12 protein-coding genes are annotated in these 14,765 nt (G+C 71.6%); 5 read left to right on the plus strand and 7 right to left on the minus strand.

From position 1 onward, the window contains the following. Positions 1 to 144: 144 nt before the first annotated feature. From AC3RJ7_RS10160 to AC3RJ7_RS10175, 4 genes are all read right to left on the minus strand, one after another. Positions 145 to 1,554 carry an aldehyde dehydrogenase family protein gene (locus tag AC3RJ7_RS10160; RefSeq protein ID WP_491455716.1) on the minus strand — a complete coding sequence of 470 codons (1,410 nt, stop codon included), beginning with the start codon at positions 1,552 to 1,554 and terminating at the stop codon, positions 145 to 147. A 50-nt stretch (positions 1,555 to 1,604) separates the two neighbouring features. Continuing rightward, positions 1,605 to 3,587 carry a primary-amine oxidase gene (locus AC3RJ7_RS10165; protein WP_491455717.1) on the minus strand — a complete coding sequence of 661 codons (1,983 nt, stop codon included), beginning with the start codon at positions 3,585 to 3,587 and terminating at the stop codon, positions 1,605 to 1,607. Positions 3,588 to 3,713: 126 nt separating this feature from the next. Further along, a complete protein-coding gene (locus tag AC3RJ7_RS10170) occupies positions 3,714 to 4,652 on the minus strand; it encodes an AraC-like ligand-binding domain-containing protein (protein ID WP_491455718.1) in 939 nt (312 codons plus the stop codon). A 123-nt stretch (positions 4,653 to 4,775) separates the two neighbouring features. Beyond that, on the minus strand, positions 4,776 to 5,396 hold the full coding sequence (locus tag AC3RJ7_RS10175; RefSeq protein ID WP_491455719.1) for a TetR/AcrR family transcriptional regulator: 621 nt from the start codon (positions 5,394 to 5,396) through the stop codon (positions 4,776 to 4,778). Between the two features lie 142 nt (positions 5,397 to 5,538). Here AC3RJ7_RS10175 and AC3RJ7_RS10180 point away from each other — a divergent pair, with 142 nt between their 5' ends. From AC3RJ7_RS10180 to AC3RJ7_RS10200, 5 genes are all read left to right on the plus strand, one after another. Beyond that, complete coding sequence (locus AC3RJ7_RS10180) at positions 5,539 to 7,041, plus strand: APC family permease (RefSeq protein WP_491455720.1); 1,503 nt, start codon at positions 5,539 to 5,541, stop codon at positions 7,039 to 7,041. Positions 7,042 to 7,225: 184 nt separating this feature from the next. Beyond that, positions 7,226 to 7,531 carry a hypothetical protein gene (locus AC3RJ7_RS10185; protein ID WP_491455721.1) on the plus strand — a complete coding sequence of 102 codons (306 nt, stop codon included), beginning with the start codon at positions 7,226 to 7,228 and terminating at the stop codon, positions 7,529 to 7,531. A 274-nt stretch (positions 7,532 to 7,805) separates the two neighbouring features. Continuing rightward, on the plus strand, positions 7,806 to 9,233 hold the full coding sequence (locus AC3RJ7_RS10190) for a glyceraldehyde-3-phosphate dehydrogenase (RefSeq protein ID WP_491456157.1): 1,428 nt from the start codon (positions 7,806 to 7,808) through the stop codon (positions 9,231 to 9,233). Between the two features lie 121 nt (positions 9,234 to 9,354). Next, a complete protein-coding gene (locus tag AC3RJ7_RS10195; RefSeq protein ID WP_491455722.1) occupies positions 9,355 to 10,530 on the plus strand; it encodes a thiolase family protein in 1,176 nt (391 codons plus the stop codon). Between the two features lie 172 nt (positions 10,531 to 10,702). Continuing rightward, positions 10,703 to 11,491: an SDR family NAD(P)-dependent oxidoreductase gene (locus AC3RJ7_RS10200; RefSeq protein WP_491455723.1), complete on the plus strand. Its 789-nt coding sequence runs from the start codon at positions 10,703 to 10,705 to the stop codon at positions 11,489 to 11,491. Positions 11,492 to 11,688: 197 nt separating this feature from the next. Here the strand turns inward: AC3RJ7_RS10200 and AC3RJ7_RS10205 are convergent, their stop codons facing one another. The 3 genes from AC3RJ7_RS10205 to AC3RJ7_RS10215 all read right to left on the minus strand — a co-directional run bounded on the left by AC3RJ7_RS10205 (position 11,689) and on the right by AC3RJ7_RS10215 (position 14,755). Continuing rightward, positions 11,689 to 12,666, minus strand: coding sequence for a permease prefix domain 1-containing protein (locus AC3RJ7_RS10205; RefSeq protein WP_491455724.1), 978 nt, complete (start codon positions 12,664 to 12,666; stop codon positions 11,689 to 11,691). Then, complete coding sequence (locus tag AC3RJ7_RS10210) at positions 12,663 to 13,004, minus strand: PadR family transcriptional regulator (RefSeq protein WP_491455725.1); 342 nt, start codon at positions 13,002 to 13,004, stop codon at positions 12,663 to 12,665. Before AC3RJ7_RS10210 ends, AC3RJ7_RS10205 begins: the two co-directional genes overlap by 4 nt. A 308-nt stretch (positions 13,005 to 13,312) precedes the next feature. Beyond that, positions 13,313 to 14,755, minus strand: coding sequence for a helix-turn-helix domain-containing protein (locus AC3RJ7_RS10215; protein WP_491455726.1), 1,443 nt, complete (start codon positions 14,753 to 14,755; stop codon positions 13,313 to 13,315). Positions 14,756 to 14,765 lie beyond the last annotated feature (10 nt).

Here is a 14,765-nt window from a genome sequence, read left to right on the forward strand (position 1 = left end):
CGCGCGGCGCCTGGACGTGTCGAGTATACGGCGGGTCGGGGCTGACGGGCGGCGCGAGGTCGAATCGCCGCGGCTGCTCGGCGTCGTCCGCAGGACGGAGCGCCGGTGCCCTCAGGGGGCACCGGCGCTCCGAGGCATCCGCGCTCAGCCGTTGACGACCTGCGGCACCGACACTGCCTTCAGGCCCTCGACGCCGAACTCGAGGCCGTACCCCGACTGCTTCACGCCGCCGAACGGGACCATCGGGTGCACGCCGCCGTGCGAGTTGATCCACACGGTGCCGGCCTCGAGCCTCGCCGCGATCTCGCGGGCCCGGTCGCGGTCGGCCGACCACACCGAGGCGCCCAGGCCGACCTCGACGTCGTTCGCGAGCCGCACGGCCTCGTCGACGTCGGAGTACCGGATGATCGGCAGGGCCGGGCCGAACTGCTCCTCGAGGACGAGCGGGTTCTGCGGGTCGATATCGGCCACGAGCGTCGTCGGGTAGAAGTGTCCCGGCTGCTCGCGGTCGGGCTCGCCGCCGACGAGCACGCGGGCGCCCGAGGCCTTGGCCGCCTCGACCAGACGGTCGACGACGCCGAACTGCATGCCGTTCTGCAGCGGGCCGAGCACGTTCTGCTCGTCGAGCCCGACGCCCATCGGCATCTGCGCGGCCACCGCGGCGAGGGCCTCGCAGACCGCGTCGTAGACGTCGTCGTGCACGTAGAGGCGCTTCATGGCGGCGCAGGTCTGCCCCGTGTTGATGAACGCGCCCCAGAAGAGCCCCTCGGCGATCGCCGCCGGGTCGACGTCGGGCAGCACGATGCCCGCGTCGTTGCCGCCGAGCTCGAGCGTGAGCCGCGTGAGGTTGCCGGCCGAGGCCTCGATGATGCGCTTGCCGGTCGCGGTCGAGCCCGTGAACATGATCTTGCCGAACTCGGGGCGGGCGACCATCTCGGCGCCGACCGCGCCGTCGCCGGCGACGACCTCGAGCACGCCCTCGGGGAGCGCCTCGTTCATGACCGCCGCGAGGGCGAGGCCCGAGATCGTGGTGTACTCGCTCGGCTTCGCGACGACGGTGTTGCCCATGCGCAGCGCCGGTGCGATCTGCCAGATCGCGATCATCATGGGCCAGTTCCACGGGGTGATCGCCGCGACCGTGCCGACGGGGCGGTAGTGCAGCTCGGCGTAGGTCTCGCCGTCGTCGACGACGACCTCGCCCGGCAGCGGCGTCTCGGCCGTCGCGCGCAGCCAGCCGACGCACGCGCCGACCTCGAAGCGGGCGTTCGGGCCGTTGAGCGGCTTGCCCTGCTCGCGCGACAGCATGCGGGCGAGCGGTTCGGCGGCGGCCTCGATCGCATCGGCGACGCGGTGCAGGGTCGCACGGCGTTCGTCGTCGCCGAGCGCCGCCCAGCCGCGCTGGGCGGCGGTCGCACGGGCGATCGCGCGGTCGAGGTCGGCGGTGCCGTGAACGGGCACCGTGCCGATCACCTCGCCGGTGGCGGGGTCGTGCACCTCACGGCTCGGGCCGTCGGTCGGGGCGATCGCGGCGAGCAGCCCTGCTTCGCTGTCCATGGGTGTCTCCTTCTCGGGTTCGGTGGGGTCGGTTCGATCGGTGGTCGTGGTCAGTGCCCGCAGGCGCAGGCGTCGCCCGTGCCGCAGCAGCCCGAGGCATCCGCCCGGCTCGCATCGGGCAGGTCGAGCGCCGGGTTGCGGTCGAGGAAGCCGTGCGGCTTGAACAGGAAGCCCGAGTAGTCGACGGGCATGATCGGCCAGTCCTCGGGGCGGGGGAGGTGGGTCGGCCCGAACACGTGCCACAGCACGAGGTCGGTGCCGTCGAGGTCGCGGTCGGCCTGCTGCCACGCCGGGATTCCGGCGCCGCCCGCGTGCGCGTTCGGGTAGTCGCCCGCGGGGAACCGCTCGTCGGGCGAGTACGCGGTCGCCCAGAGGTGCTTCGTCGCGAAGTTCGCCCGGCCCCAGACGGTCGAGTCGGGCTGCGCGAGCAGCGTCGACTTGCCCTCGGGCACGAGCCAGAACGCGGTGGGACGGCCGACCGCGTTGCGCCGCGACGCGCTCGCGACCTGCCACACCCGCGATGTCGCGCCGTTGGCGAGGCGACCCGCCTCGGACTCGCGCGTGATCGGGGTGACCCGCCAGGTGAAGGCGTTGCCGTACGGGTTCTGCGGGCCGGTGGGCACGCCGACCGCGTCGATCTCGGCGAGCGTGTTGTCGTCGCCGTCGATCGAGACGTCGAGACGGGCGCAGAACAGGTGCTGGTGCACGGGGGCGAACAGGCCCGGCGCGATCTCGTTCGCGTGCGGATCGTCGTGCCCGGGTTCGCCGGCGCCCGCGAACACGATCCCGGTGGCCTTCGCCTCCATCTGGATCGTGCCGTCGAGGTAGAGGTACCAGAAGAAGCCGTAGTCGTAGTTGCCGATCGTCGCGAAGTAGCTGATCACGAGGCGGCGGCTCCGCCGCACCTCGGGCCGCTCGCCCATCTCGTTGTGCTTCCAGAGGATGCCGTAGTCCTCCTCGTGCATGCAGACGACGTTCGGCATGCGCACGGGGTTGCCGTGGTCGTCGGCGACGTGGGCGTCGAAGTAGTGGATGACGCCCAGGCAGTCGCAGCCGAGCTGCAGCGCGTTCGCGTTCTTGCCGAGGAGGTACTCGCCGGCGTCGAAGTAGCTGATCCAGAAGCGGGTGGGCGTGGTGTCGCCGTACGGGACGACCATCTCGGGCACGCTCGCGCGGGCGAGCACGGGGCGATGCTCGTCGCCGTCGCGGAAGGAGACCCGGTGGAGCACGAGCCCCTCGCGGGCGTTGAAGCCGACCCGGAACCGCCAGTTCTCCCACTCGACCGCGTTGCCGTCGACGTGGAAGCTCGGGCCCTCGGGCTGGGTGATCTCGATGGGCTTGAGGCTCGTGCGGGGGGCGCCGACCGACGCGGCGTCGTAGCGGCCGTCGAGGTCGGGCACCGGGGCGCCGTCGTGGTCCTCGACGCGGATGACCCGGCGCTCGGTGAGGTCGATGTGCACGACGAGACCCTCGACGGGGTGCGACCAGTGGTTGTCGCCGGGGGAGTCCTTGAGGAACGTGAGCGAGCGGATGACCCGCCGGCCGACCTCGTCGGCGCGGTTGAAGAAGCCCGGGGCGAGGGGGCCGCAGAACGCGAGCTCGATCTTGGCGCCGAGGCCGCGACGCTCCATCGCGGCGCGCCACTCGGGCGAGGTCTTCACGATCTCGGCGGCGAGCTCGTACTCCTCGAACAGGTACTGGGGCTGCCCGTACGGCGGATGCTGCGGGTCGAGCTCGCGCCACTCGTCGATGCCGCCCGTGGTGAGGTTCACCACCGCTTCGGCCGCGCGGCCGCTGTCGAGCTCGAGGAGCGTGTAGCGCAGCCGCCGCTCGACGGGGTCGCCCTCGGCGAAGCCCGCGACGAGCGCCTTGTCGGGCTCCTCGGGCATGACGTTCGGGAACCGGGTCTGCTCGCCGACTCGGCCGGCCTCGACGAGGATCTCGCGACCGCGCTCGAACTCCTCGGCGGTCGTCAGGTCGAGCGGATGCCGCACCTCGGCGGGGGCGACGGTGAGCAGTTCGTGGTGGTGCATGGATCCTCCAGGGTCGTGATCAGTCTTCGCGCAGGGGGCACGGGCGTCTTGTCGCTCCGGGCGCGGTGGTGTTCCATGCGCGCACGGTCGGCCGTGCGGAGCGGGCTCGGGGTTCGCCGGTGCGGGCTACCGCTCGCTGCGGACCGCGCTCGGCGAGCGGTCGAACTCGGCCCGGAACACGCGGCTGAAGTGCGCCGCGTCGGCGAAGCCCCACTCGCTCGCGATGCTCGAGATGGACCGGTCGTCGAAGGCGGGGTCGGCGAGGCGGCGGCGGCACTCCTCGAGACGACGGCGACGAACCCAGCCCGAGACGGTCGCCCCGTGCTCGTGGAACAGCGCGTGCAGGTGGCGCGGCGAGATAAAATGCGTCGCGGCGAGGCTGCCGGGGTCGAGCTCGGCCGAGCGTAGGTGGTCGTCGATGAAGCGCGTGATCTCCCCGAAGAGGCGCTGGCGGGGGCTCGTCGACACGCGCGACGCGGCCAGCTCGTTCGAGAGCAGCGCGGCGACGAGGTCGACGCTCGTCCGGGCGAGTCGGTGGCCACCCAGCCCCGTGACGAGGTCGAGGTTGCCGGCGAGGTTCGCGAGGTGGGGCACGACGACGTCGCCGAGCCCGCCCGCGCCGGCGAGCGAGGTCGCCGTGAGCTGGCCGACGGCGTCGTGCGGCAGGTCGAGCGCGTGCGCGGGGAACATGAGCACGAACGTGCTCGACCGCTCTTCGAAGGCGAGCGAGTACGGGTGATCGGTGTCGTAGATCACGAGCGATCCGGGCCGGAGCACCGTCTCGCGTCCGTGCTGCACGAGGAGGCCGGTGCCCTCGAGCTGCAGTCCGACCTTGTAGCAGCGACGCGGCGAGGACGCGATGAGCTTCGGGGTGCGTTCGACGAGGTGCTCGTCGGCGGAGACGATCGAGCAGTGGACGTCGCCCGCCGCAACGTGGCGGATGCCGCCGCCGAACGGATCGGGACGGTCGGTCGACACCCGGAGCGGCACGAAGGACTCGCTCACTGCCGTGCGGAATCGCGGGAAGTCCAGGCTTCCCGTCGTCGTCGTCGTCGCTCGACCCATCGCCACATTCCTCCTCGAACCGCCTCGATGGTTGCGAACACCATAGGACTATCCATTTGGATAGTCAAGGTCGGGTGGTGCCGTGGAGGCTGGCGATCGGTGCGATTCGGGCCGGTCGTCCGGTCAGGCTCGGCCGGCCGTCGCATGCTCCTCGACGAGGCGGCGGATGCGCGCGAGCACACGCTCGGCGTCGGCGTCGACGCCGAGGACGAGGCTCTTGAACACGAGTCCGTCGAGGGCGAACCAGATCACCTCGATGAGCTCGTCGTCGTCGATGCCGAGCTCGAGGAGACGATCGCGGGTGGCCCGACGATAGGTCTCGTAGTACTGCTCGACCGCGGGGCGCAACTCGGGCCGCCGGCGCGATTCGAGCAGCAGCTCGTACTGGAACGCCTGCACCGCCGTGCTGCGCGACGCGAGCGAGGCGAGCCCCTCGGCGAAGTGCGCCGTGTCGCCGGGGGCGCCCCGGCCGGCCATGTTCGTCTCGCGCAGGCTCTCGTCGACCGCGTACGACAGCGCCTCCGCGATCAGCTGGTCGCGGGTGCCGAAATGGTGGCGCACCAGGCCGTGCGAGACGCCCGCCTCGGCAGCCACCGAGCGATAGGTCAACGCCCGGAGGCCCGACTCGGCGACCACCGTGATCGTCGCTGCGAGCAGCGCCTGGCGCCCCGGCGTCGGCGACGCCGTCGGCGGAGCGGCCGGCTCGGAAGCGGGCGACGGGGGAGAGGGGCGTTCAGTGCTCACAGCGAGCACGATAGCGGGCCGGCGCGGTCGCGGGGCCGCCGTGCCGGGGCGGTCAAGCACCGTGCGCCGCCGGTCAAGACGGGGTGCCGGCGGCGGGGGAGTATTGCGTCTGCCCCGTCCCCCGTCGAACACTGGAGTTCACATGAGTGCGAGCACGCTCCCCGAGACGATCGACCCCGAGCGCCGTACCCGCGGCCGGCTCGGCGTGCCGGCGATCGTCGTGCTGATCATCGCCGCGTCCGCCCCGCTGACCGTCATCGCCGGCGGTGCGACCACCGCCTACTCCGTCACCGGCTCGATCGCGGTGCCCGTCGGGTACCTCGTGCTCGCCGCGGTCCTCGCCGTCTTCTCGATCGGCTACGCGGCGATGAGCCGGTTCATCACCAACGCGGGAGCGTTCTACGCCTACGCGGCCCAGGGCCTCGGTCGCCCGGTCGGCGTCGGCGTCGCGCTCATCGCGCTCGTGGCCTACAACTGCATGCAGATCGGCATCTGGGGCATGTTCGGTTTCCAGGTCTCGGTGTTCGTCGGCGAGAAGCTCGGCCTCGACGTGCCGTGGTGGGTCGGCGTCGTCGTGTTCATCCTCGTCGTCGGCCTCCTCGGCGTGAACCGGGTCGACCTCTCGGCCAAGGTGCTCGGCGTCATCGTCGTGCTCGAATTCGTCGTCGTGACCGTGTTCGACCTCGTCGCCTTCGCCGATCCCGCCGACGGGTTCACGGCGGCGCCCATCTCGCCGGCCTCGCTCCTGCTGCCCGGTATCGGCGCCGTGCTCGTCTTCGGCATCGCCGCGTTCATGGGCTTCGAGTCGGCCGCGATCTACGGCGAGGAGGCGAAGGACCCGAAGCGCACCGTCGCCCGAGCCACCTTCGCCGCCGTCATCATCATCGGCGTCTTCTACGCGATCTCGTCGTGGGCGCTCGCGCTCGCCGTCGGCACCGACAAGATCTCGACGGGTGGCATCACCCCGGAGGAGGCCGGCCCGCCGCTGTTCTTCGCGTTCGTCGCCGAGCGCCTCGGCCCGGTCATGGTCGACTTCATGTCGCTGCTGTTCATCACGAGCCTCTTCGCTGCGCTCGTGAGCTTCCACAACGCCGTCGCCCGCTACGGCTTCGCGCTCGGCCGCGAGGGCGTGCTGCCTGCCTGGTTCGCGAAGGTGCGCGAGCGCAGCGGGTCGCCGTGGGCCGGCTCGATCGCGCAGTCGATCGTCGCCCTCGCCGTCGTCGCGGTGTTCGCGATCGCGGGGGCCGGCAGCGAGCTCGGGCCGTTGTTCCCCGTCGTGACCCTCTTCAACTGGCTCACCAATACGGGTGCCCTCGGGCTCGTGCTCCTCATGGCCGTCGTCTCGCTCGCCGTCATCGGATACTTCCGCCGCGACCCGCGCGACGTCGGCGTCGGGTCGCGCATCGTGTCGCCGGTGCTCTCGTTCCTCGCGCTCACGACCGTGCTCGTGCTCATCGTGCTGAACTTCAACGTGCTGCTCGGGCAGACCGACTCCGACCTCACGACGTTCCTCCCGCCGGCGCTCATCGTGCTCGCCGGCGTGGTCGGCGTCGCCTGGGGGCTCGTGCTGCGCAGCCGTCGGCCCGAGGTCTACCGCCGCATCGGCCACGGTGCGGAGGGCGCGTCGGCCGAGCACCTCGGCTGACCGTCGCCGCCGTGCCGACCGCCGTGCTGACGGCAGCCGCGATCAGGGTCGCGTTCGCGACCGGCGCCTGCCTCGTGGCCGCCGCCCTCGCTGACGGCGCTCTCGATGCTCGTCATGGCGCTCGCCATGCCGCACGGCTGACGCGAGGCGTCACGGGCCACGCCCGCCACGGCATGATGGACGCATGAAGACCGTGCAGCTGCGCCGCTACCAGATCGTCCCGGGCGAGTACGAGGCGTTCGTCTCGTGGTTCGAGGAGAAGATGCCCCCGGTGCGGCGGGCGACGGGATTCGAGGTCGAGTTCGCCTACGGGGTCCCCGAGGCGAACGAGTTCGTGTGGGCCGTGAGCGTGCCCGGCGACCGCGCCGAGTTCGAGCGAATCGAGGCCGCCTACCTCGTCTCGCCCGAGCGGGCGGCGGCGTTCGAGGGCATCCCCGAGCGCATCGCCGGCAAGGAGATCGGCTACGTCGACGACGTGCGCATCGCCTGACCGACCCCGGGCGGTGTCGTCGAGCGTCGTCGTCGCCGCGTCGTCGCGCCCCGCGTCATCCGTTCGACGTCATGTACAGCAATCGCGCATGAATGTCCACGTATGATCGAGACATCCCCGGAAAGAATGCGGCCAGCGCTGCCCACCGGCAGACGCGGACGCACGACCCTGGTCGACGACGCCCGCGTCCGCTCGGCCGAGAAGGAAGACCGTGAGCCACGAGTTCGACGCCCGCCGTGCCGAATGGATCGCCAAGGAGGAGCTCGCCGAGCGGATGATTCCGCTCATCGGCGGCCTGTACCGCGACCACGGGGTGGTGACCTCCATCCACGGTCGCCGCCTGATCAACCGCTCGGCCATCGAGCTGCTGAAGGCCCACCGCTTCGCCCGCCAGGCCGGTGACGTCGAGCTCGAGCTGGACGACACCATGCGCGTGCTCGAGGCGCTCCGCGAGATCGAGCCGGGCCCGGCATCGATCGACGTCGCGCGCATCGTCAGCCGCTACGCCGACGCGCAGGCGCGAGGCGACGCACCCGCATTCGTCGACTTCGTGCGCACCGAGATCGCCCCCGTCGCGGGCGGCGCCGCCCCCGAGGCATCCGGCACCGATGTCGTGCTCTACGGCTTCGGCCGCATCGGGCGCCTGCTCGCCCGCATCCTCATCTCGCACGGCGGCAACCTCAAGGGCCTGCGCCTGCGCGCCGTCGTCGTCCGCAAGGGCAGCGACAACGACCTCATGAAGCGCGCGAGCCTGCTGCGCCGCGACTCCGTGCACGGCCCCTTCGCCGGCACGATCGAGGTCGACGAGGAGAACAACACGATCCTCGCGAACGGCACGCTCATCCAGGTCATCTACTCGAACGACCCGGCGACGATCGACTACACCGAGTACGGCATCGACGACGCGATCGTCGTCGACAACACGGGCCGCTGGCGCGACGAGGCCGGCCTCAGCCAGCACCTGCAGTCGAAGGGCGTCTCGCGGGTCCTCCTCACCGCGCCGGGCAAGGGCGCCATCAAGAACATCGTGCACGGCATCAACACCGACGACATCGTCGACGCCGACCGCATCCTCTCGGCCGCCTCGTGCACGACGAACGCCATCACCCCGGTGCTGAAGGCCGTCAACGACGCGTACGGCGTCGTGCGCGGCCACGTCGAGACGGTGCACTCGTTCACGAACGACCAGAACCTCATCGACAACTTCCACAAGGGCGACCGCCGCGGCCGTTCGGCGGCGCTCAACATGGTCATCACCGAGACCGGTGCGGCCAAGGCCGTCTCGAAGGCGCTGCCCGAGCTCGAGGGCAAGCTCACCGGTTCGGCGATCCGCGTGCCCACGCCCGACGTGTCGCTCGCGATCCTCAACCTGCAGCTCGAGCGGCCCGCCTCGAAGGACGAGCTCAACAAGTACCTCCGCCAGGTCTCGCTCACGTCGCCGCTGCGCCAGCAGATCGACTACATCGAGTCGCCCGAGGTGGTCTCGACCGACTTCGTCGGCAACAACCGCGCGGGCATCGTCGACGGCCTCGCGACGATCGCCGACGGCACCGACGCGGTGCTCTACGTCTGGTACGACAACGAGTACGGCTACTCGTGCCAGGTCGTGCGCGTGATCGAGGCGATGGCGGGATCACACCCGATCGTCTTCCCCGAGCGCCAGCCCGTCGTGCTCGAGCGCGAGGTCGTGCCCGTCGGCTGACCCTCGTTCGATCCCGGATGCCTCGTGCGCGCGCCCGCGCACGAGGCATCCGTCGTTCGTGGCCGGGCCTGCCGTACGGGCGGGCGACGGTCGCCCCTCCGCGCGGACGTAGGCTGGACCCATGAGCAGCGAAGCCGTGATCGTCGACGTCGTGCGCACCCCGGTCGGCCGGGGGAAGCCGGGCGGACTCCTCTCGGGCGTGCACCCGGTCGACCTGCTCGCGGGCGTGCTCGACACGCTCGTCGCGCGGAGCGACCTCGACCCCGGTCTCGTCGACGACGTCATCGGCGGCTGCGTGAGCCAGATCGGCGAGCAGAGCACCAACATCACGCGCAACGCCGTGCTCGCCGCGGGCTTCCCCGAGCACGTGCCCGGCACGACGATCGACCGCCAGTGCGGGTCGAGCCAGCAGGCCGCGACCTTCGCCGCGCAGGCGGTCATCGCGGGCAGCGCCGACATCGTGATCGCGTGCGGGGTCGAGTCGATGAGCCGCGTGCCGCTCGGCACGAGCACCGCGGGCGCCGACCCGTTCGGCTCGCGGCTGCGCCACCGCTACCCCGAGGGCCTCGTCAACCAGGGCGTCTCGGCCGAGCTCATCGCCGCGAAGTGGGGCTTCTCGCGCGACGAGCTCGACGAGTTCTCGGCACGCTCGCACGAACTGGCCGCGGCCGCCGCCGAATCGGGCGCGTTCGCGACCGAGGTCGTGCCCGTGCCCGGCATCGACACGCTGACCGACGAGACGGTGCGACCGGGCACGAGCGTCGAGTCGCTGGCGGGTCTCAACCCGGCGTTCCGCACCGAGGCGCTCGCGTCGCGGTTCCCGGAGATCGACTGGCGCATCACGCCCGGCAACTCGTCGCCGCTCACCGACGGCGCCTCGGCCGCGCTCATCATGAGCGCCGATCGCGCATCGCAGCTCGGGCTCGAGCCGCGGGCGCGCTTCCGCGCCTTCTCGGTGGTCGGCAGCGATCCGCTGTACATGCTCACGGGCGTCATCCCGGCGACGGCGAAGGTGCTCGAGCGAGCCGGCCTGACCCACGACGACATCGACGCCTACGAGGTCAACGAGGCGTTCGCGTCGGTGCCGCTCGCCTGGCTCGCAGACACCGGTGCGGATGCCGCGAAGCTCAACCCGCGCGGCGGCGCGATCGCGCTCGGGCACGCGCTCGGGTCGTCGGGCACCCGGCTGCTCACGACCCTCGTCAACCAGCTCGAGGCGACGGGCGGGCGCTACGGCCTGCAGACGATGTGCGAGGGCGGCGGCATGGCGAACGCCACCGTCATCGAGCGCCTCTGATCCGGACCCGATCCGCTCACGGCCCCCGCCGAACGCCCGACGTCGGATCATCGAGTGTCGCCGTTCCGACCGAGCGTCGCCGCGGCAGCGGCGACATCGGGTACGAACGGGGCCGATCGGCGACCACCACCAATCGACGATCGGCGACCACCACCAATCGAAAGGACAGCACATGGAACTCAGCGGCGCATCCGCGATCGTCACCGGAGGGGCCTCCGGCCTCGGGCGGGCGACGGCGCGGGCACTCATCGAGGGCGGCGCGTCGGTCGTGCTCGTCGACCTGCCCGGCCCGCGCGGTGAAGAGGCCGCGGCCGAGCTCGGCGAGCGGGCTCGATTCGTCGCGGCCGACGTCGCGAACGAGGCCGAGGTGCAGGCGGCGGTCGACGCGGCCTCGGCGCTCGCGCCGCTGCGGGTCGCCGTGAACTGCGCCGGCATCGTGACGGCGAACCGCACGGTCGGCCGCGAGGGCGCCGGCCCGCTCGACGCGTTCGAGCGCACCATCCGGGTGAACCTCATCGGCACGTTCAACGTGACCCGGCTCGCCGCCGCCGCGATGGCGCAGACGGAGTCGGTCACGGCCGCGGTGCCGGGCGGGCCCGCGACCGCCGAACGCGGCGTGATCATCAGCACCGCCTCCGTGGCCGCGTTCGACGGGCAGATCGGACAGGCCGCCTACTCCGCCTCGAAGGCGGGCGTCGCGGGCATGACCCTGCCGATCGCGCGCGACCTGTCGAAGCTGCTCATCCGCGTCATGACGATCGCGCCCGGCATCTTCGAGACGCCGATGATGGCCGGCATGCCCGACGAGGTGCGTGCCTCGCTCGAGGCGCAGGTGCCGCACCCGTCGCGGCTCGGTCACCCCACCGAGTACGCCGCGCTCGTGCGCTCCATCATCGCGAACCCGATGCTGAACGGCGAGGTGATCCGCCTCGACGGCGCCATCCGCATGCAGCCGAAGTAACGCGGCTCGCGAGCCGGGCGGCTCGCGGTGACGAGTCGCAGGAGCAGAACGGTCGACCGCACGCGTTCGGCGGCGAATCGCGCGCTCTGCGCCTGCGACTGGTGACGGTCGCCCGCGTACGTCGCGACGGGTGGATGCCTCGGGGCCGGCGATCGATCGATCGTCGGCCCCGAGGCATCCGTACCGTGCTCGCCGTCTCAGGCGGCGGTGATGCGCTGCTGCGACCTCGCCGCCTTGATGAATCCGTCGACGACGTCCCAGACGGCGCCGGCGATGACCGCGACGACGACGACCGCCGCGATGACGTCGCCCGCGTCGCCCCACGGCCACCCGATCGCCTCGAGCGCGGCGGGGTTCAGGAGCTGCCCCGTGGTGAAGAGCCAGAGCGCGGGCACGGTGAACGCGACCCCGAGCACCAGGTTGACGCCGGCGAGCCACCAGGTCCACCCCCAGGCGTAGACGGCGACCGCGAACGCCGCTTCGAGCGCGATGAGCACGAGGAAGTACGGCAGCCAGAAGCTCCAGAGTGCGGGATCGAGCAGCGGGATGGCGGCGAGCGAATCGACCCAGGGCAGGCCGAAGTGCTGCCAGACGAGCACGACGGCGAAGATGCCGAGGAACACGAGCGATCCGATCAGGTCGCCGAGTCGGCCGCGGCGACCCTCGTCGGCGATCTGCGGCAGCATCTCAGGGGCCCACTCGAGGTCGACGCCGCGCTGCCCTGGCCTGCCCGGGGTGCGCTCGAGGATGGCGAAGACGAGCGTCGTCCAGAACCCGAGGTGCACCGCGATCGACAGGGCGCTCGCGACGGCGCTGCCGATGACCTCGCCGATCTCGGCGCCCGAGAGCAGTTGTGCGAGCACGATCGCGGCCACCGCGATCGGCAGCACGACCGCGAGCAGGAACTTCAGCAGCCGCCACCACACGAGGAAGTACCGCGGGCCGATGAGCTGCAGCGGACGCCCGATGTACGCGGCGGCGAGGGCGGCCGGATCGCCCAGGGCGGTGAGCGCGGCGTGCTCGGCGTCGGCGGGGGTGCGCCCCTCGTCGACGAGTGCGTCGCTCGCATCGCCGATGCGTTCGCGCAGTTCGCGTTCGAGCTCCTCGCGCTGCGCCTCGGGGACGCTGCGCCCTGCGGCCCAGACGTAGCGGTCGGTCAGGCTGGTGCTGGTCATGATTCGTCTCCGTCGGTGAGGCCGGCGAGCGCGCGGTCGATGCGCCGCCAGTCGGTCATGAGGGTGTCGGCGAGCTGCTCGCCGGTCGTGCTCGTGCGGTAGAACTTGCGGGGCCGGGCCTCGTCGGTGTTCCACTCGCTCGTGAGCAGGCCCTGCTTCTCGAGCCGGCGCAGCAGTGGGTAGAGCGTGTTCGCGTCGACGAGGATGCCGAGGGCGTTGAGCGACTCGAGCAGGGCGTAGCCGTAGTCGGGCGTGCGAAGCCGCACGAGGCACGCGAGCACGACGGTGCCGCGGCGCAGTTCTTGCAGGTGCCCGGCGGTCGTCTCATCGAGGTTCATGCCACACACGATACTGTGCGACACACACTAATGCAAGAGAAACTTCATTGCGTGCGGATGCCTCGAGGTCGGCGCCCGGCGTCACCCCGGGTCGGCGCCGCCCGAGTTCCCTGTCTCGCGCGCAAGCACGCCGGCCGCGTCGAGGGTGCAGTCGTCGCCCGTCGAGCGGGCGACGAGTGCGCCTTCGGTGGGGGTGTGCCGTGCACGGGAACGTCGAGAGTGCAGTCGTCGCCCGTCGGCTGGGCGAGGACTGCACGCTCGGGGAGTCGCGAGCGTGCGAGTGCGAGCGCGTCGCGACGGTGACGCGCCTACTGCTCGGCGTGCGCCTCGAGGAATTCGTACACCGACGCGTCGTCGACGCCCGGGAAGGTGCCCGACGGCAGCGGCGAGAGCACGTGCGCGTGCAGGCGTGCGCTCGGCCAGGCCTGGCCCGCCCAGCGCTCCGCGAGGTCCGACGGGGCGCGGCGGCAGCACGACTCGTCGGGGCAGGTCGACACGGCGCGCAGCGTCGTCTCGCGGCCGCGGAACCACTTGGCCTGCGCGAACGGCACGCCGACGGTGATCGAGTACGCCGCGGCATCCGTTCGGCCGGTCTGCGTCGCGCACCAGAACGTGCCGGTCGGGGTGTCGGTGTACTGGTAGTTCTCCGTCGTGCGGTTGGTGTGCTCGAACGCCGTGCGGGCGCTCCACTTCTTGCAGACCCACTGCCCCTCGATCGAGCCGGTGACGTCGGTCGGCAGCGGCAGCCCGTCGTTCTCGTAGCCCTTGAGCAGTGCGCCGTCGCCGTTGACCCGCAGGAAGTGCAGCGTCATGTCGAGGTGGGTCGTCGCGAGGTTCGTGAACCGCAGCGCGGCCGCCTCGTGCGTCACCCCGAACGCGTCGCGGAAGTCCTCGATCGCGAGGCGCTTGTCCTTCTTCGCCTCCTGCAGGAAGGCGACCGACGCGTCCTGCGGCATGAGGCAGGCCGCGGCGAAGTAGTTGATCTCGAGCCGCTGCCAGAGGAACTCGTCGTAGCTCGCGGGCGGCGTGTGGCCGAGCAGCCGGTGCGCCATCGCCTGCAGCGCCATCGATCGCAGGCCGTGTCCGCCCGGGATCGAGGCCGGGGGCAGGTAGATGCGGCCGTTCGCGAGATCGGTGATCGAGCGCGTCGAGTCGGGCAGGTCGTCGACGTAGATGAGCTGGAAGCCGAGGCGTTCGGCCATGACGCTCACCTCGCGGTGCGTGAGGGCGCCCGAGCGGTGGCCCGACGCGCGCACCTGCTCCTCGGCGAGCGCCTCGATGTCGGGCAGGTAGTTCGCGCGTTCGCGCATGCGCTCCCGGAGCTCGGTGTTGGCGCGCCGAGCCTCTTCGGGGGTGGCGATCGCCTCCGACGCGCGACGCTGGAGCTCGCGGTGCAGGCCGACGATCGCCTCGAGCGTCTCGTCGGTGATGCCGCGCGAGGGCTTCACGGGCGGCAGTCCGAGACTCGCGTACAGGTGCCCGCCCTGGGCCCGGCCGAGTTCGAGCTCGAGGGCGGCTCGGCGGCTCGGCGCCTCGCGCGAGAGCAGGTCGGCGAGTTCGACGCCGAGGGCGGCCGCGAGCGCGTCGAGCGTCGAGAGCTTCGGCTCGCGCTTGCCGTTCTCGATGAGCGAGAGCTGGCTGCCGGCCATGCCGACCGCCTCGCCCAGCTGGTCGAGCGTGAGGCCGCGATCGCCGCGGAAGTGGCGGATGCGTTGGCCGAGGGTCGCGAGATCGGGGGAGCCTGCCTTCATCCGTTAAGAA

The sequence above is a fragment of the Agromyces solani genome (assembly GCF_058349925.1).